This is a genomic window from Aureibacter tunicatorum, from assembly GCF_036492635.1.
GTDB classification, from domain to species: Bacteria; Bacteroidota; Bacteroidia; order Cytophagales; family Cyclobacteriaceae; genus Aureibacter; species Aureibacter tunicatorum.
This window is the reverse complement of record NZ_AP025305.1, coordinates 4,139,439-4,157,821: the sequence shown is the minus strand read 5'-3', so window position 1 is coordinate 4,157,821 and position 18,383 is coordinate 4,139,439. Positions and strand designations below refer to the sequence as shown.

The following is an 18,383-nucleotide window of genomic DNA, read 5'->3' as shown; positions in this document are numbered from 1 at the left end:
AATACACTAACGGATTAATTTTCGAAACATTATTTGGTGAAAATAATAAAAGTCAGATTTTTATATTTTTAGAAGGTCTTTGTTGTGTCGGAAAGTATGAATAGCATCTTAAATCGTAAAAAAACAGAAGCAAACATTCAATGTGTTTGCTTCTAGTTTAAATGAGTTATCGGCCTGAATTTCGTATAAGCCGGGCAAGCTTTTCATTGAAGTTGGCATTGCTGATTAAGTCCTCCAAAGTTATATGCATTCTGTAATTCCATTTATTCTCTGGATTCGCTGGATCATTTATTCTTTCGGATTTTGGATCATCAACTCGCAGACTTTCTTCCATGGCAAATAAGTCTTGAATAGGGAATATTGCCCACATTGCAGGGCTATATAAGTGCTGTTCGTTTATTTGCGTTGCGATGTCTATATCGCAGTATTCAGGTGCGATGCCGTGTCTTCCAAGTTCAGCATTGAAATATTGTTGTGTAGTGCCGCGATCTTCTTCCCACCATGCTCTGATCGTTGACATGTCATGAGTGGAAGGAGAAACAACAGAAAGGTAGTCGGCTTCTGAAGGATTAAGAAACTGCCTTGACGGGTCTTTGGGCATTCTTTGGATATTAAGTCCCAATATGCCTAGTTTGGTCATTACGCCAGGGACGCAGGCAGGAACCATCCCTAAATCTTCTCCACACATCATCATATTGCTTGCTTCTTTGAGGGCTGGCAATTTTATCATAGCCTTTTCTTCCCAAAACTCTTCTTGTCTTTTGAAGTAATAATCAACATATAGTTGGTCTATTTTCCATTGCGAAGCTCCATCAAGATATGCAAATGACTCAGTTTTCTGCAATTCAATTCTTGGATGAAAATTGTTCGGGTTGTTCAAGTCTTCAATAAAAAGGATATTGGCTTGAAGCTCATATAGCTTGAATTTAAGCTTTTCAAGCAATGCGGCTTTTTCTATGTTTGCCTCTGAAATCTTTGAAAAATAGCTTTCTATTCTTCTTTGCGTATTGAATTCGTCTCTAAAACCGTAAAATCCATTATCGTAAGAGTGAAGGAATGTTCTGATGATATGTCCTTTTTCTCTACCGAACTTAGAAGATAAAATTTCATCATTGATGAATGGCTTGCAAAACCTGTCTTTGTCGAATGGGATTCCTCTGTGCGCAAATTCTTCAATGTGTATTGGTATCGCAGGGTTGAAGTAGCCTAGAAGCCCTTGAACAGCGTGTTCAGGTATTTGCCAAATTCTAAAGAAACCAAGAATGTGGTCCATTCTGAAGGCTTTGAAGAATACTTCCATCATTTTTAACCGGTCTCTCCACCATTGGAAATTATCTTTGGCCATTACTGCCCAGTTGTATGTTGGGAATTCCCAATTTTGACCGCCAGTGGCAAAAGCGTCAGGTGGCGCTCCTGCTTGCCCATCCATATGATATAGGTGTGGCGATGTCCATGCATCCACGCTATTTCTGCAAATTCCAATAGGAATATCTCCTTTAAGAATGACTTTTTTGGACTTGGCGTATTTTGAGACTTCGGATAATTGCTTGTATAAGTGGTATTGGACAAAGTAATACAAAGCTACATGATCATGATGCGGCTCTTCAGGCGAGGTGATTTTTTCAAGTTTTTCCTCTGTGAATTTTGAAAACTCACCCCATGAGGAAAAGTCAGAATTTTGATAAAGATCTCTTAAGTAGCAGAATGCGGCGTAAGGCTTGAGCCAGAATTTATTTTCTTGGAAAAATATCTTAAACTCTTCGTCTTTAGCGAATTCATCTTTTTTTTCTTTGAATATTTGTCGAAGAAAACGCCATTTGAGTTTCATTACATCATTGTACTGAACGGTTTTTTCATTATTGAGAATGACTCCTTTTTCTTCAATAATCTTTTGAGTGAGAGGAGAGCTTAGTTTGCCTATAGCTGCTAGATTAATATAAATAGGATGCAAGGCAAAAACTGAAATAGCAGAGTATGGATATGCGTCTCTCCAGCTATGATCGGCAATTGTATCATTAATAGGTAAAATCTGGATCAGGTTTATTTCCAAGGAGTGAGCCCAATCGATGATTTTCTTAAGGTCAAGAAACTCACCTATGCCTACGCTATCTTCGCTTTTTAAAGAAAATACTGGAATGGCTACACCTACGCCTTTCCATTTGCCATTGTGTCTGAATTTATCATCATTGCAAATGACTGAGCTTTTATTTGGTTGGTCGATAGAAATGCTTCGATTGTAACCTGATTCCCATTCTTTGACCTTGCCGGTCTTGGAGTTTAGAATGACATATTTGTATTCAATAGAATTTACATTTTTTGGCAAGTTTATTTCGGCTTTCCATACAGGAGCTTTTGATCCATCCATTTGAAACAAGCCAGCTTCTTGCCAGTTGCCTAATATCTTATGATCGCCTGAAATGGCAATGACTTCGTCTTGATTAAGCTTTATTTCATAAAGATTGAAAATGATTTTAGCACCTTTTCCTTTGGTTTGGTTTTTAGGCTTTTTTCTTTTTTTTGCGGGGAATAACACTTCTGAAAAAGCAGAACTGAAAAATACTTGATCAGGGTCTTCAGCGCTTCTCCAATGGTCATTGATTTGAATGTTTTCATGCTCCATTAACTGAGAAGCTGCAATTGATCTGAATCCGCCTCCTTCTATCGTGAATGAATCGTTTTCTTCATTGTGAATGATATATCTGTAGTTGAATGGAGTATTTCTGTCGAAGTCTTTTTCATTGAGCTCCAATATCCAGTCTTTGCCATTATCAGTGCTTAGTGGGTAGCGTATGGCATTTTCAAGAGAGTCAAAATTTTCAGTAGCAAGCAGTTGAAGATTCTCTCCCCATTGCGTATGGTAATTTATATTAAAGGTCAGTCTCATTTCTTTAAAAGTTAACTTAGCAGAAGTAGATAGTGGTTATTGCTAGTCATTAAATGCCTTGAGAGCTATCATTGTTCATTAATAATGGAACAGAATGATCAGGGCATGTTAAATAGAATGAAAAAATAAATGCCGTGATCTGTTAGTGAGCACGGCATAGTCAAATTATTACTTAGTAATTTTTTGTTGCCATTTCCATGCGGAAAGCATCATTTCGTCAAGTTCCTTTTCGGATTTCCATCCAAGTTCCTCATTTGCAAAGGATGTGTCAGCGTAGACTTTTTCGATATCTCCTTCTCTTCTGGCTACAATTTTATAGTTAAGCTTTACGCCAGATACTTTTTCAAAAGAATTGATCGCTTCAAGCACCGAAGTGCCTTTGCCTGTTCCTAGATTGAAAAACTCAAAGCTGGATTTGTTTTTGCCTTCCATTAGTCTTTTGACAGCAACAATATGCGCTTTTGCCAAATCTACGACATGTATATAATCTCTTATGCAAGTTCCGTCAGGAGTATTGTAGTCATCTCCGAATACACTAAGTTGCTCTCTGATGCCCGCTGCCGTTTGAGTGATGAAAGGCACTAAATTAGCCGGAACACCCAATGGCAATTCGCCAATAAGCGCTGATTCATGCGCTCCAATCGGGTTGAAGTATCTCAAGGCGATGGTTTGATAGAAATTATCGGACTTGGCAGTGTCTTTAAGAATTTCTTCATCAATTTGCTTTGTGTTTCCATAAGGGGAAACGGCAGGCTTGACAGGAGCTTTTTCGGTTACTGGAAGCTCGTCAGGTTCGCCATAAACTGTGCATGAAGATGAAAATACGATATTTGGAATATTGTGTTTTTTCATTCCTTTCATCAAGTTGATGAGAGAAATAATATTGTTCTTATAGTAAAGCAAAGGTTTTTCCACTGACTCTCCAACAGCTTTTGATGCTGCGAAGTGTATGATGGCTTGTATCTCTTGATGTTTGATGAAAAATTCTTCCAACTTATCTTCTTCACAAATATCAAATTTTTCAAAGGCAGGCTTTGTGCCTGTTATTTGTTCTATTCTGTCGATAACATCAGCGTGCGAATTTGAAAGATTGTCGATTATTACAACTTCAAATCCTTGATTTATCAACTCAACTGCAGTGTGCGATCCTATGTAGCCGGCTCCACCTGTTACTAATATTTTACCCTTTTTATCCATTTAAAAAAGTAGTTTGGTTAAATATCATTAAAAAAGATTCCTTCTGCAATTTAGCTAATTCACAAATGAATGTAATCTGGCAGCTTGATTTTAATTATCCACAACTGCAAATTTTATCCACATCATTTTTGTGGATAACTACTGTGTAATAGGCTTGGTATTCATGATTTTTAAAATTTCAATCTTCAAGAACGGCCTTTATCCACTGAATATCAACTTGTCCACAGTTATGATGTGAATAACTTCTGTTTATTCAACACACTTGTGCACATTAATACCCAAACATTTCTCTCATGACGAATTCGTCCTCCCTGTCAGAAGGAATGATTTCAAGGACGTTGGCAAGCGTAAGCAGAATGAGTTTCTTGGAGGCTAAGTATTTTGAAAGTTTGGCGATTTTTCTGAAAATAGAGACCGTGATTTTTCCATGAGCTTCCAAGTATTCCATTAAGAGCTTTTCTGTCTCTCCGAAATGAAACTGAATGTTGAGTCCGCGTCTTTGTCTTCTGAGAATTTCACGAACTTCTTTGCTTGCTTGTATGCTTTTGTCTTCTGAGCGAATATAGGCTGTTCCAATCTTTGAGAGAGGCTTTTCTCTGACGATATAAGGTTTTCGATGACCTTGCTCTATTTCATAGCACACGACTTCTTTGCCTGCGCCTACATGTACTTTTTCAAGCTTGTACTTTACAGCGGGTTTGATCATGGTTTGTATGAACTTGTTGAGCTCGAAGATATCACCGTCAGCGTATTTTAATCCATGGATGTCTCCATTGTCATCCACGCCTAAAAATAATCGACCTCCTCCGCTATTGGCAAAGGCTACAATTTCTTTGATGATTTTTTCGGGATGATTGACTTTTCGCTTGAATTCGGTGTGTTGTCCTTCTCCGTATTGCACGTGATGTTGTAGAGTGGCGTAATCCATAGTTCAGTAGTTTAAATTATGAATGTAGAGGACGAAAGATTTGCTTATAGCTTATTTTATAAATTGCCAATTTGGCAGTTCATGATTATCAATAAACTTTTCGCAATGGGAAGCTATGCTTCCTGATTTATACTAATCAAAATTTATACGATTTTATAAAATTAAGATTTGAAAATAAAAAATCATCGCTAAAAAATATTGGAATCAAGGATTATTTTTTCTGAATATGTCAAAAAAATAGGCCGTCAATCTGACGGCCTATCCTTTAATGTATGTTTTAAGCTTTGGCTAAATTATGCCTTGGCTTTTTCATTTCTCTTATCTAAGTCAATTACAACTGGCGTTGCAATGAAAATAGATGAGTAAGTACCTACAAGAATACCAATCAACATAGCGAATGAGAAACCTCTCAATACTTCACCTCCGAATAGGAACAACACCAATACTACGATAAATGTAGTGAATGAAGTGATGATCGTACGCGAGATTGTATTGTTGATCGCTTTGTTGAATACGCTTTCTTTGTCCGCTGTAGCGCTAGAGTTTTTAAGTTCCTCTCTGATTCTGTCAAATACAACTACAGTATCATTGATCGAGTAACCAACAATAGTCAATACCGCGGCAACGAATACTTGGTCAACTTCAAAAGCGAACCCAGCAAGTCTTGCGATAGCGAAAGCAGAGATTACAAACAAGATATCGTGAGCCAAAGCTACAATAGCTCCAGCAGAATATTGCCATTTGCGGAATCTTAGCAAGATATACAAGAAGATCGCGATCAATGCGAAGAATCCAGCTTCAAGCGAAGTGCTCTTAATATCATCGGCGATTGTCGCTCCTACTTTAGAAGAAGAGATGATTGTGAATTGATCTTTGCCTAGCTTTGTATCATCAGCTTGGAATTTCTCTCCAGTTGCATTTTGGATACCCAAGATCAACTTTCCTTTTACAGCTTCATCAGCAGAATCAGATTCGTCGTTGATCATGTAACTAGTTGTTATCTTAAGTACGTTGTTAGCACCGAATGTTTTAACTTCCGTTCCTTTGCTGAATTCTTTAGTCAAAGCAATTTTCAAATCAGAAGCAGGGTAAGCTTGGTCGAATTTAACTACATATGAACGACCACCAGTGAAGTCAACGCCTAGATTCAAACCACCTTCATAAGCTACTAATCCGCCACCAATAATGATCACAGCTGCAGAGAAGATATAAGCTTTAGTTCTTCTACCCAAGAAGTTGATATTTGCATTTACCAAGAAGTTCTTAGACCAAGGCATAGAAACAGGTAGTTTGCTAGCATCGCCTTTCTTAGTCATAGCGTCTACGATCACTCTAGTGATGAATACAGCAGAGAAGAAAGATGAAGCGATACCAATCATCAAAGTGATTGCAAAACCTTTTACAGGTCCTTGTCCAAGTGTGTAAAGAATAGCACCTACTAGGAATGTAGTCACATTGGCATCAATGATAGAGCTAAATGCTTTGTCATAACCAGCTTCAATTGCTTTCTTAAGCCCTGCGCCATTTCGAAGTTCTTCCCTGATACGCTCAAAGATAAGCACATTGGCGTCAATAGACATACCGATGGTAAGTACGATACCCGCGATACCCGGCAAGGTAAGTGCAGCGTTCAACTGGGCAAGAATACCTAAGATAAAGAAGATGTTGAATACCAAAGCGATGTTTGCAACTAGACCGCCTTTAGCATAGTAAGCAAGCATGAATACAACTACCAATCCTAGACCTAGGAATACAGAGATGATACCTTGTTGCTGAGCTTCTTTACCTAAAGTTGGGCCTATGATAGCTTCTTCAACAATTCTAGTAGGAGCAGGAAGAGAACCTGACTTCAAGATGTTGGCAAGGTCTTTTGCTTCTTCGATAGTGAAGTTACCTGATATTTGAGAAGAACCGTTAGGGATTTCTCCGTTTACAACTGGCGCGGAGTACACATAGTCATCAAGAACGATAGCGATTCTTCTGTTGATGTTTTCTCCAGTGATTTTTCTCCACTTTTTAGCGCCAACAGCGTTCATTTGCATGCTTACTGCAGGAGCTCCAGTTTGGTCAAAGTCATTATTAGCTCTTGTGATTACATCACCGCCAAGAGGAGCTTTGCCATTTCTACCAACTTTGATAGCGTAAAGGTTAAGGATTTCATCGCCATTGTCCAAAGTTGAAGGCTTAACTTCCCAAAGGAATTTAAGGTTTTTAGGCAAAAGCGTTTTGATATCGCTACGGTTAAGAATTCTATTGATTTTACTAGTATCCTTAACATCGTAAGCAAGTCCGTAAGGTGATTTCAATAAAGCGAAAATTGGAGAAACTTGAGCGTTTAGCGCTGAATCAGCTTCCGTAGCAGTTGCAGTAGTATCTACAGCAGTGCTGTCTCCTCCAGTCAATGCAGCCAAGTCATTGGCATTTGAAGTAACTGTGCCAGATGTTTCGCTGCCTGTTTCTTCAGCTTTGATCGCTTCCATTTCCAATTCGCTTACAAGCTTTTCATTAACCGCTTGTAGAGAAGGGAAATACTCTTGAGGCTCATAAACTTCCCAGAACTCAAGCTTTGCAACACCTTGCAATAGTTTTCTAACACGCTCAGGGTTGTCAACGCCAGGAAGCTCGATTTGAATTCTACCTGTTCCTTGGAGTCTTTGAATGTTTGGTTGAGTAGTACCGAATCTATCAATACGAGTTCTCAAGATATTGAAAGCTCTCTCGATCGAATCGTCGATTTCAGTGTTGATGAATTTCAGTACTTCTGCGTCAGAAGAGTTGAAAGATACTTTTCCTTTGTTAGAAGAAGTAGCGAAGATAGAGCTAAGCTTTTCACCCGGAGCTACATCTTCCCAAGCAGAATAGAAAAGGTCGATGAATGGCTTCTGGCTATTCTTTTGCATTTCTTTCGCTTCTGCGATAGCTTTCTTGAATTTTGGATCTTGGTTGTTTCCGCTTAAGCCTTCAATGATGGCTGATGGAGAAACTTCCAAAGTCACGTGCATACCGCCTTGAAGGTCAAGACCAAGACTTAATTCTGTTTCTTTGATTTCTTTCAAAGTGAAGCCGAACATTACCGGTTCGTTCCATACTGAGTCCAAGAACTGCTGTTTCTTGGCGAAATTGACTGTGCCGCTTTGCTCAGTCGCATAAGTTGTTGCTTGCTGTTGCACATTGTTTGACACCCATGTGAATGACAAATAGTACAGGCAAAGCGCAGTGATGATGACTGTAAGAGCTACAATCGCACCTTTGTTACGCATTGTTAATAAAAATTTAGGTTAGTAATAATATTTCCGAATAAAATATAGTTTTGCTCGCTTATGAGCTTGTCAAAAGCATGGTGCGAGCTGAAGAAAAGATTACAAATCAAGGGGCATTGGCTGCAATTTGATGCTCTAACAACGCTGTCAGATAAGTTCTGCTTATTTGCAATGGCAGAAGCAATTGCTTCTTGAAAAAAATATGCACAAATTCCAATTCAATGGATTTGTTGAAGAAATGATTGGGAAGCCAGTTGGCTTCAAGGTTTTGTTGTGGTTGCACCGAGAAAAAAGCCTGAGATATTACCAGCTTTTTATCAGTGGCATTGTCTTCTTGATCGGCTTTATTTTCCGCTTCGCTATCAAAGGAAGTACGATTCTCAGAAAAATGGAAACCGTAAGATGAAAGACTCATACCCGTGGCAATTTGCCCCAATATCAGTATCAACAAGAAACTCAGAGCTCCTATTTTACTGAAAAGCGATATGTCCTTCTTTTTTCTCAAATGTTTTCCTAATTAATCAAGGGCAAAGATATCATAAGTCTATTCCATTTCAAAATTTATAGAGTAAAGTATAATGCTGAAAAAGCGGGTGTTATGGTGATAATTAACTAAAACATGTAATAATCCTTGTGATTGAAAGCATATTTTCTTTTTTCCGAAACATCAAGTTCTTAATTCTCGAAAATAGATAACATGAACATAAAACATAAATTAAGTGTAAACCCGAATACGAAGTTCATTTTTTCAACTTCGGGAAGCGCTTCTTCAATTGAAGCAAAAAACAATACCTTGAATGAGTTGAAGTTGAATCTAGCTTATTTTACTTTTCCTGATTTTATAGACGCGCCAACTTATGCAGGCTTATTGAGGTCGCCTATATGCAAAGCTGGTGCGGTGACAGGAAAGAATGGCTTGAAGACGAAAATAATCAATGAGCTTGATTGGGTGGAACCATTAGCTAAAAAGACTAAAGCAGTAAATACAGTTATTAACGATAATGGAAAATTAAAGGGATACAATACTGATTATTACGGATTGAAGGTTGCTTTGGAAGAGCATATAGATAAATCTGAAATTCGAGTTAAGAAAGCTGTTGTATATGGAAATGGAGGAGTTTCTGGAGTCGCTTATCATGTATTGAAACACTTGGGTATTGATGTTGTGATTACTGGACGAAATATAGAAAATGTTCAGGCAAAAAAAACTGAGCTTGGGATAGTGGATGGTTTTGATGTTGATGAAGGTTTTGACTTGTTGGTTGATGCAACTCCTGTGTCTTCAGAGAAAGATTTTTTGAAAATAGCTTTAGGCTTGGATACTTTATTGAAGAGTTGCAAAATGGTGTTTTGTCATAATATGCCTGAAAAAGATAACAAGCATAATTACTTGAAAGAGTATTGTGAAAGACATGGCAAACACTTTATCGAAGGGAGGGAAATGTACATTCCCCAAATTGTCAAACAGTATCATTTGATGTTTGAGGGTATGACGAATGATTTGGGCAGTTCAATAAATGACAATGACATTCTCAAAGAGGTGTTAAGAATGTCATGATATTATTGAAGAGGTTGGCCTCTGATAATAAGCGTTCTTCCTCCGTTGATAATGCTTGTCGTATAAGCGTACAATCCTTTTGAAGCAGGTCCTGTGAACAGTTGACCAGTGCTCATATCAAAAGTTGATAAGCAGCTTTCATTTTGGCATTTTATTTTAAATATAGATTCATCAACACTGGCTGTTGAGGTAGGATCTTGAGGTAGGTAGGAACAGTTTTTTTCAAATGCTCGATAAGTGCTTGCATTGACTTTATAAATAATAATGCCGCGAACTCCTGCAGGCCTACCATCGTTGAAGTGGGTGATTTCAGTGAAGCCTTTATTATGCAGTGAATTGTGATTAATATCTGTTAATGTAATTTCACCATCTACTTCAACATAAGGAACAAAATCCTCATCATTAATCGTGCATGATTGAAGTGTGAAAAAAAGTGTAAATATTGATAAAAGTGTCCTCATCCTATATTTTATTATAATTAACGATTGAATCAGTTAAAAATTGCCAAAAAGGAGCTTTGTAGTGATAAAATATAAGTAAAAAAATATTTATCAAATAAAAAAGAGAGCCAATATGTAGCTCTCTTTAAAATATTTTTAGTTTACGGTATTTTAGGATATGCCGGAAAACTGTTTTAAGAATCGAATATCGTTTTCCGTAAACAGTCTTAAGTCATTGATTTGGTATTTAAGCATCGCCATTCTTTCTATTCCCATACCAAATGCAAACCCAGTGTACTCTTCAGGATCAATGCCAGCGCTTTTAAGAACATTAGGGTCTACCATTCCGCATCCGCCTATTTCTACATAGCCAGTGTATTTGCAGATATTACATCCCTTGCCACCACATATATTGCAACTGATGTCAACTTCTGCGCTTGGCTCGGTAAATGGAAAATAAGATGGTCTTAATCTGATTTTCGTGTCTTTGCCAAAGAACTCTCTTACGAAATGCAATAGCGTTTGCTTAAGGTCTGCGAAGCTTACATTCTTATCAATGTAAAGTCCTTCTACTTGGTGAAACATACAGTGAGCTCTAGCTGAAATCGCTTCGTTTCTGTATACTTTGCCTGGAGAAAGAGTTCTGATAGGCGGTTTTTGGTTTTCCATAATTCTCACTTGAACAGAAGAAGTATGGGTTCTTAGCGCTATGTCAGGATCTTTTTCAATGAAGAAAGTATCTTGCATTTCTCTAGCCGGGTGGTTAGGAGGGAAATTAAGCGCTGTGAAATTATGCCAATCGTCTTCTACTTCAGGCCCCTCTGACAAGTTGAAACCAATTCTTTCGAAGATCTCTATGATTCTTGACTTTACTGTGTTCAAAGGGTGCTCTGAACCAAGAGTGTCAGGAATTGGAGGCAAGGAAAAGTCAATTTCGCTATTTTGCTCAGATCCGTTTGACTGCTCGTCTATTTTGTCAATCAACTCTTGAAAACGCTCTTGAGCTGTGTTTTTGACATCATTGAAGAGTATACCTACATCTTTTCGGATTTCAGGAGCGATATCTTTCATGCCTTTCATCAAGTCGGTGATTACACCTTTTCTACTGATGAATTTTTGGCGGAAATTCTCTAAATCTTCTTGAGTATGTGCTGTATATTCTAATATTTCCTTTTTGAGTTCTTCTACTTTGTCTTTCATAAGATAAAGATCTTAGGCCTGAAGGCCTATTGGCTAATATTTTAATGTAAATGAAGCATATTACAGAATAGTCCAAATGTACTAAATTAGGAGATTTGAAAAAAATAAACGGTCTTGAATATCCTTCTCAAAGTCTTAATCAGATGTAGATGATATTGTTTTGCTATGAGATCAAGTAGTTTTTAGTGCTCTTGAAAAACATTTGTAGCATTTGACAACTTAATGGAGAATGAGATAACGCTAAATTAAGAGGTTATGAGAAAAGTTTCCCTGTTTTTAATTTGCTGTGCTTTGACATTATTCTTTACATCTTGTACTCAAGATAAATCAAAAGGAAGTGCCGAAGCTCAAGTTGATAGTGGCAAGTTGGCTCCAAGTATTCAGACTGAGTCCGGGTGGGTAAACACTTCAAAGAATTGGAAGCTAAGCGATTTTAAAGGGAAAATAGTCTTATTGGATTTCTGGACCTATGGCTGTATCAATTGCCAACATATTATCCCTGATTTGGATAAGCTTGAAAAGAAATTTCCGAATGAATTAGTGATTATAGGAGTGCATTCAGGCAAGTTCTCGACCGAAAAAGAAAACGCGAAGATATTAAGCGCTATTGAGAAATTTGGGATTCATCACCCAGTAGTTAATGATGCGGGATTTAAAGTTTGGAAAGAATATCATGTAAATGCATGGCCGACTGTTGTGTTAATAAATCCTAAAGGAGAGGTTGTTGGGAAATATTCCGGAGAGGGTGTTTATAAAGTAATGGAGCCATATATTCAGAAGTTGGCAAAAGAAGATAAGTCCATTATAGATACTAAGCCCATTGCATTTGATCTTAAGAAAGCGCCTAAGACTATATTAAGGTTTCCGTCAAAAATGATCAAGTCAGCGGATGGAGATGTTTTTATTTCTGATAGCGGGCATAATAGAATATTGTTAATTGACCAAGAAGGGAATATTAAAGAGAAGATCGGCTCAGAGCAAGAAAAATTGACAGATGGAAGCTTTCATTCTGCTTCTTTCAATGAACCTCAGGGCTTGTCATTGATAGGAAACAAGCTTTATGTGGCGGATACGAAAGATAATTCATTGAGAGAAGTGGATTTGGTGAATAAAGTGGTGAAAACTGTGTCTGGAGATGGAAGATTAGGATATTATTTTGGGAATAGCGATTGGGGAGTGAACGTTTTGCCAAATAGTCCTTGGGGGCTTTTTCACAAGGGAGATAATATTTATGTAGCAAATGCAGGAAACCATCAAATTCTTAGGTTTGATTTGAAAAATGGAGAAATGTATCGCTTTGCAGGCTCAGGTGCCGAAGAGCTGGAAAATGGAACTTTAAAGATTGCAGGATTTGCTCAGCCTAGCGGTATTGCAGGAATTGGAAATGATTTATATATAGCAGACACTGAAGCTAGTGCTATACGCAAGATTGATCTTGATAAGAAAGAGGTGACGACATTAATAGGTATGGGCTTATTCGTGTTTGGAGATAGGGACGGACCGTTCAGGCAAGCATTACTGCAACATGTTACTAGCATCAAAGCTCATAATGGTGATTTGTATATTGCTGATACATACAATGGTAAAATTAAAAAGCTAGACTTGAAGACTAAAGAAGTATCTACAGTTGTTGGAGGACTTAATGAACCAAACGATTTAGTTTTTGTGTCTGATAATTTGATTTGGATCAGTAATACGAATGATCATGAAATCGTAACATATAATATGGCTACAAAGGAAAAAAAGGTGTTGAATGTGAAAGAATAAAAAAGCCTCGCAACATTGCGAGGCTTACTATATGTTTAAGACTTTTCTAGTTTATTATATTCTTGAAACCTTCTGTACATAGCGATTATAAACCCTAGCATGAGCACCAATGTCCCAATCCATAGCACATTGATTAAAGGTTTTGACATGGCCTTCATCACAATATAATCTTTCATTGTTGTTTTAAGACCAAATGTCATAATGCCTGATTCAGGATTAATTTTATTAAGAGTAATGCGTACCCCAAGATCATCGATATAGGCAGGCACTTTGCCAATTTGTCTGTCTTTGATGATAAATATAGGCTCGGCTCTGTACACTCTATCATTATCGAAAATTCTTAATTTTGCTTTGACTGCCACATCTTCTTGCGATAGAGGAACTCCATCGACGAATTGGAGTCTTTCCATTTCATCAAAAACTGTCACGAAGTCATTAAGAAAGAAGCGATCTTTGATCTTGCTTTCGATTTCTTTTTCATCCGACCATTCTTTTTCTTGGTTTGGATCCGTTACACTTGATACGTGTGTATAGATATCCTTAGTCGCATAAGTTTTAATGTCAGGAGATGCTAATAATCCCATTGATGGATTGATCTGAGCTCTAGGATAAAGTTTGAATTGCTCGCCATCTTCTCCTTCATACTCAACTTGATAGTATGTGTTTTCCGGATGCGTTCTTAAAGTGTCGCCTTTTTTGAAGTAAGTTTTTTTGTTGAACTTAATGTCTTTTTTAGCGATAACTTTGAATGGATCATCAGTTAGGTCCAAGTCGCTCTTAAGCACATAGCCTGGAGCTCCTTCGATTTCTGCGAATGTCCCACGATATCTTAGCGTGTATTCGCCCATTTTTCTTGGCTTGTTGATCCAAAGAAGTACATTTTCTTTATTCATTGTATCGTCAGGAGCATCATCGAAGATCAACATGCCTGTATTGTTAAGTGATATAACCTCCGAGTAACCAGATGAGAACAATATTCCGATAAGCATCATAGCGATTCCTATATGAGAAATTGATCCTCCAGATAATTTTATAGATGAGTTCTTTAAAATGGAGAATAGAACTTTTGAGTTAGATACAATAGAGTAAACAGATGCAGTCACCAAAAGAATGTAACTCATATTATTCATCACTGTTGAAACGATGATGATGGCAGAGATCAAAAGGCTGATAACAATTGGAATAGCCAAATCCTTAACCAGCTGATCTTTTGTCATTTTTTTCCAATAGAAAAACTGACCTGTTCCAGATAGAATTGCTACAGCGATAGAGAACCATAGTTGGTATTTTGTGTAGAATCCAATTTGATCCGCTGGTGCTGCTAAGTTCGATTCAATTCCAAAAAAGCCTAAGAAGGCATTCCAAACAGGAATAGAAGTAGGAATCAAGACTTGAAAACTCATTAGGGATAAAGTCGTGACACCTATGAATATCCAAAACTCTCTAGAATAATTAGAAACCTCGTAATCTGAAGTTGGTATCTTTTTCCATTTGACTATACAAAGAGCAACAGATACTATAACGAAGAACATCATGTAAAGAAGCAACTGGCCAGATAGTCCCAAGTCAGTAAACGAGTGCACTGAGGCGTTGCCAAGGACACCACTTCGGGTAAGGAAAGTACTATATAAAATCAGGATAAAGCTTGAAAGAACCAAAATTATTGATGTCTTAAGTGCCGTTTCGCTTTTCTTGAATACAATCATGGTATGAATAGCTCCAACCATGATTAGCCATGGTATATAGACAGCATTTTCAACAGGGTCCCAGTTCCAGTAACCTCCAAAATTCAATGTTTCATAAGCCCAGTAAGCTCCCATGATTATACCTAAACCAAGAATGGCTGTGGCAAAAATCATCCAAGGCAAAGCAGGACGAATCCATTCTTTGAATTTATTTTGCCACAGGCCAGCAATGCAATATGCAAATGGAATCAAGCCAGCGGCATAACCTAAGAATAATGTCGGAGGGTGTATCACCATCCAAATATTTTGCAAAAGAGGGTTTAGTCCAGTTCCGTCTTCTGGTACGAAGTTAGGGTCGGTTTCGAAAATTGGAGCGACCATCGCATCTCTCAAAAGTATAAATGGCGAACTACCAATCTTTAAGTCGAAAATCATCACTCCGAGAATCATTGATGCTATAAAAGCTTGCACAGCGCCAAATACTGTCATTACAGGAGCTTCCCACTTTTTATTGGTGAAGATCAATGCTAATCCAAGCCAAGCATTCCAAAATAGCCAAAGAATAAAGCTGCCTTCTTGACCTTCCCAGAAACATGAAATCATGTAATGCGTAGGAAGATTTCTTGAAGAGTGGCTGTAAGCGTAATGGTATTCGAAATAATGATTGTAAATTATTGAAAATAGGGCGACGACAATTGTCATCACTGATACTATATGCGTGTAAAAAAACACGCGAGCGTTTGTCAGCCATTCATTCTTTTTTTCCAAAGAGCTTCCGACAGTAGCTTTATAATAGGAAAAAGTAGATAAAAGGGCTGTAACAAAAGCGATGATTACGGAAAGGTGGCCAACTGCCCCAATCCCTGTATGCAACGTTTCTTCCACTTCGGCTATCTATTTAATTCTTGTCAAACAGTTGTTTCTTGATATTTTGAAGGACATTTCATGAGGATTTTGTTTGCCAAAAAGGTCTCCCCTTTGAATCCTCCTATGACAACTACTTGCTCAGTCCTGTAAAAATCAGTAGGCATAGGTTCGTTATAATAAACTTTTTGCTCTTCACCGTCATTGTCCACCATGATGAAAGAAAAAGATACTTTGTCAGGATTAACTTTAATGCCGACTACTTCTCCAGAAGCATTTTTCTTGAGCTGGCCAACTACATGCATTTCTTTGTTGTTTCCTGCTTCTGCAACTTCCTTTGCTCTTTGAAAATTCACATATGAACTAGTGTTTCCAAGTGTGCTGACAATCAAGGATATCGCAATGGCGATGACCACGATTCCGAATATATGTATCTTTTTCATTGTGGATTATTGGGTTAGTATTTTCAAGCTAATTGTTTCTTGTCTTCGATCTCGTCGATTTCTTTTTCCAGCTTGCTGACCTTATTGTCGACTTTGATCATGTAGCCTACAAGCACAGATAGAATTACTAAAATAATAGCGATAACGACATAGATTTTACCTTCGTCTCTAAATGAATCGGCCATTTCAACTTGTTGGTTGGTATAATCCTCTTCATTGATCTGCTTTTTTTCTTGGGCAAAACCAGTGACAAAAGTTAACGCGAATGCGATAATCATTAAATATTTTTTCATAATAGAGCTTATTCTATAGTCAAATCCTCAACTTTTTCATTCATAATAGAAATTCGAGCTTTAAGTGATGCCATCCAGACACCAAGTAAAGTCCACGCGATCACTGACGGGTAAAAAACCATTCTTAATTTGCTGTCAAGATCATAAGCATTGAACCCAGGGTTTCCTCCATTTCCAGGATGAAGAGAATCTGTCAATCGAGGCAAGACAAAAAGCAAGGGTATAAGAATGCTAAATGCGAATATGTTGTATACTGCCCCAATCTTGGCTTTTTGTTCCGGGTCTTCTAAAGAGCCTCTGAGTACGAAATATGCGAAATATATCAGCATTCCGATCGCAGCTGCATTTTGTTTTGGATCATTGCTCCAAGGTTCTCCCCAAGTAAAATTAGCCCATACCATGCCAGTTAAAATGCCCAAGACTCCGAATAATACGCCGATTTGGGCGAACTGGTTGGAGTAATCATCGAATTTTTTTTGCGGGTTGTTCAAATAGCGTATAGCATAGACTACTGAAACAAGAAGTAAAATGATCATGCCAAACCACATTGGCACATGATAATACAGGGCTCTGATTGTTTCATGAAGAATAAATAGTCTAGGAACCTCAAGAAGCATTCCGCCGACGAGAGTGTAGATGAGGAGCGCTATTGTCAATATTTTCCACCAGTTCTTTTTCACATTCATCTGTTCAGTATTCTTTTTTCATCAAAATAGCGTAATAAGCGAATATATAGCAAAGGTATAAAATAACCTTGATATTTTAGTTATAACTAATGCATATGATTGCAAGCTGATAGTATCTATGATCTCCACAAGTATGGAAACAATAATAAGGAGACAACAACAACGATTACATTGATTGAAGACAATGCTATTATTTCATTGATGCTGGAGTCAATGCTTAGCCCTTCAAGAGCATTGCTTGACACTTTCATGGTCATCAATAATATTGGTATCATGACAGGAAAGCCTAATATCGCCATCAGAGTTCCGCTATTTCTTGCTTTAGAAGCAATACTTGAGACCATGGTTAGAGTTACACTAAATCCAATCGCGCCAATAAATAGATTCAAAAGAAATAACGAATGATTTAAAACAGGATTGCCCATTACGACAGAATAAAAGCTATAAGCAATTAGTCCCAATGCTAGCATCAAAAAAGTATTGTATATAATTTTGGACAGCAAAACAGTTACGGGGGATGCTATGGAATAATAATAAAGCATTCGACCTTCACTTTCTTGCATGAAGCTTTTCGCTACAGCATTAGTCGCAGTGAAAAGCATGATGATCCAGAAAAGGGCATTCCATGTTTCAGGTTCAACTTTAGCGTTTTGAGTGAAAAAGCTCAAGTAACAAACAAATACAGTGCTTGCGACATATAGTAAGATGCCGTTAATTGCAAATTTTTGTCGCCACTCCATGATGAATTCTTTTTGTAAAAGAGCCTTAAGGTGTTGAAACTGCATTTAATAAATAGATTTGTTATCTAATTGATTTACTCAAAAGCCTTTTATAGTAGCTTAATGATTACAAATTTAGCCTCTTTGCTTTAGATTTAATAGGACATGTATATAAAATTGGCTACTTAGTCTTTTGAAGTGAAGTATTTGTTTAGAGAATTAAATTATTTTGAAATAGTGATGAAATTGACTTTTTTGAATTGGTTTTTATTTCAGTGATTGTGTTTTTTTGGATTTTGTTTGTTGTATCTGTTTGCAAGTCAATTGATTAGTTTTTTTTTGTGCTTGTGTAGATTAACTATGTTTTAACTTTTTATTGCAAAAAAAGCTTTTATAAGATTTTGAATACCTATAAATTTGCAGCTTCAATGAAACGAAATTCCGTTGACGAGTGTCTTT

At 37.3% G+C, this 18,383-nt stretch carries 14 protein-coding genes; 2 read left to right on the top strand and 12 right to left on the bottom strand.

Annotation, left to right across the window (positions count from 1 at the left end):
• Positions 1 to 166: 166 nt before the first annotated feature.
• From AABK36_RS17410 to AABK36_RS17390, 5 genes are all read right to left on the bottom strand, one after another.
• Positions 167 to 2,884 carry a 4-alpha-glucanotransferase gene (locus tag AABK36_RS17410; protein WP_309939998.1) on the bottom strand — a complete coding sequence of 906 codons (2,718 nt, stop codon included), beginning with the start codon at positions 2,882 to 2,884 and terminating at the stop codon, positions 167 to 169.
• Positions 2,885 to 3,052: 168 nt separating this feature from the next.
• Positions 3,053 to 4,081 (bottom strand): UDP-glucose 4-epimerase GalE, encoded by a 1,029-nt coding sequence (galE, locus tag AABK36_RS17405; protein ID WP_309939999.1) that lies wholly within the window; start codon positions 4,079 to 4,081, stop codon positions 3,053 to 3,055.
• A gap of 271 nt (positions 4,082 to 4,352) precedes the next feature.
• Positions 4,353 to 5,009 carry an AlbA family DNA-binding domain-containing protein gene (locus tag AABK36_RS17400; protein WP_309940000.1) on the bottom strand — a complete coding sequence of 219 codons (657 nt, stop codon included), beginning with the start codon at positions 5,007 to 5,009 and terminating at the stop codon, positions 4,353 to 4,355.
• A 293-nt stretch (positions 5,010 to 5,302) separates the two neighbouring features.
• Positions 5,303 to 8,269: a protein translocase subunit SecDF gene (gene secDF, locus AABK36_RS17395; RefSeq protein WP_309940001.1), complete on the bottom strand. Its 2,967-nt coding sequence runs from the start codon at positions 8,267 to 8,269 to the stop codon at positions 5,303 to 5,305.
• Between the two features lie 106 nt (positions 8,270 to 8,375).
• Entirely contained in the window at positions 8,376 to 8,774 is a 399-nt protein-coding gene (locus tag AABK36_RS17390; protein ID WP_309940002.1) for a hypothetical protein, read from the bottom strand.
• Between the two features lie 192 nt (positions 8,775 to 8,966).
• Between AABK36_RS17390 and AABK36_RS17385 the strand changes: the two genes are divergently transcribed.
• Positions 8,967 to 9,827 carry a shikimate dehydrogenase family protein gene (locus AABK36_RS17385; RefSeq protein WP_309940004.1) on the top strand — a complete coding sequence of 287 codons (861 nt, stop codon included), beginning with the start codon at positions 8,967 to 8,969 and terminating at the stop codon, positions 9,825 to 9,827.
• Between the two features lie 2 nt (positions 9,828 to 9,829).
• On the opposite strand, the gene AABK36_RS17380 is transcribed toward AABK36_RS17385, so the two are convergent.
• Together AABK36_RS17380 and pheS are read right to left on the bottom strand one after the other, a co-directional pair.
• The gene (locus AABK36_RS17380) at positions 9,830 to 10,288 is read right to left on the bottom strand and encodes a hypothetical protein (protein ID WP_309940006.1); all 459 of its coding nucleotides are present in this window, start codon (positions 10,286 to 10,288) and stop codon (positions 9,830 to 9,832) included.
• 150 nt (positions 10,289 to 10,438) lie between these two features.
• Positions 10,439 to 11,467 (bottom strand): phenylalanine--tRNA ligase subunit alpha, encoded by a 1,029-nt coding sequence (gene pheS / locus AABK36_RS17375; RefSeq protein WP_309940008.1) that lies wholly within the window; start codon positions 11,465 to 11,467, stop codon positions 10,439 to 10,441.
• A gap of 255 nt (positions 11,468 to 11,722) precedes the next feature.
• On the opposite strand from pheS, the gene AABK36_RS17370 reads away from it, so the two are divergent.
• Positions 11,723 to 13,234: a thioredoxin-like domain-containing protein gene (locus AABK36_RS17370; RefSeq protein WP_309940010.1), complete on the top strand. Its 1,512-nt coding sequence runs from the start codon at positions 11,723 to 11,725 to the stop codon at positions 13,232 to 13,234.
• A gap of 35 nt (positions 13,235 to 13,269) precedes the next feature.
• On the opposite strand, the gene ccsA (AABK36_RS17365) is transcribed toward AABK36_RS17370, so the two are convergent.
• From ccsA (AABK36_RS17365) to AABK36_RS17345, 5 genes are all read right to left on the bottom strand, one after another.
• Positions 13,270 to 15,804 (bottom strand): cytochrome c biogenesis protein CcsA, encoded by a 2,535-nt coding sequence (gene ccsA, locus AABK36_RS17365; RefSeq protein WP_309940012.1) that lies wholly within the window; start codon positions 15,802 to 15,804, stop codon positions 13,270 to 13,272.
• A gap of 23 nt (positions 15,805 to 15,827) precedes the next feature.
• Positions 15,828 to 16,226 (bottom strand): cytochrome c maturation protein CcmE domain-containing protein, encoded by a 399-nt coding sequence (locus AABK36_RS17360; protein WP_309940014.1) that lies wholly within the window; start codon positions 16,224 to 16,226, stop codon positions 15,828 to 15,830.
• A gap of 23 nt (positions 16,227 to 16,249) precedes the next feature.
• Complete coding sequence (locus AABK36_RS17355) at positions 16,250 to 16,519, bottom strand: CcmD family protein (protein WP_309940016.1); 270 nt, start codon at positions 16,517 to 16,519, stop codon at positions 16,250 to 16,252.
• 8 nt (positions 16,520 to 16,527) lie between these two features.
• Positions 16,528 to 17,199, bottom strand: a complete 672-nt coding sequence (gene ccsA / locus AABK36_RS17350) for a cytochrome c biogenesis protein CcsA (protein ID WP_309940436.1) — start codon at positions 17,197 to 17,199, stop codon at positions 16,528 to 16,530.
• Between the two features lie 122 nt (positions 17,200 to 17,321).
• The gene (locus AABK36_RS17345) at positions 17,322 to 17,990 is read right to left on the bottom strand and encodes a heme exporter protein CcmB (RefSeq protein ID WP_309940017.1); all 669 of its coding nucleotides are present in this window, start codon (positions 17,988 to 17,990) and stop codon (positions 17,322 to 17,324) included.
• Positions 17,991 to 18,383: the final 393 nt, after the last annotated feature.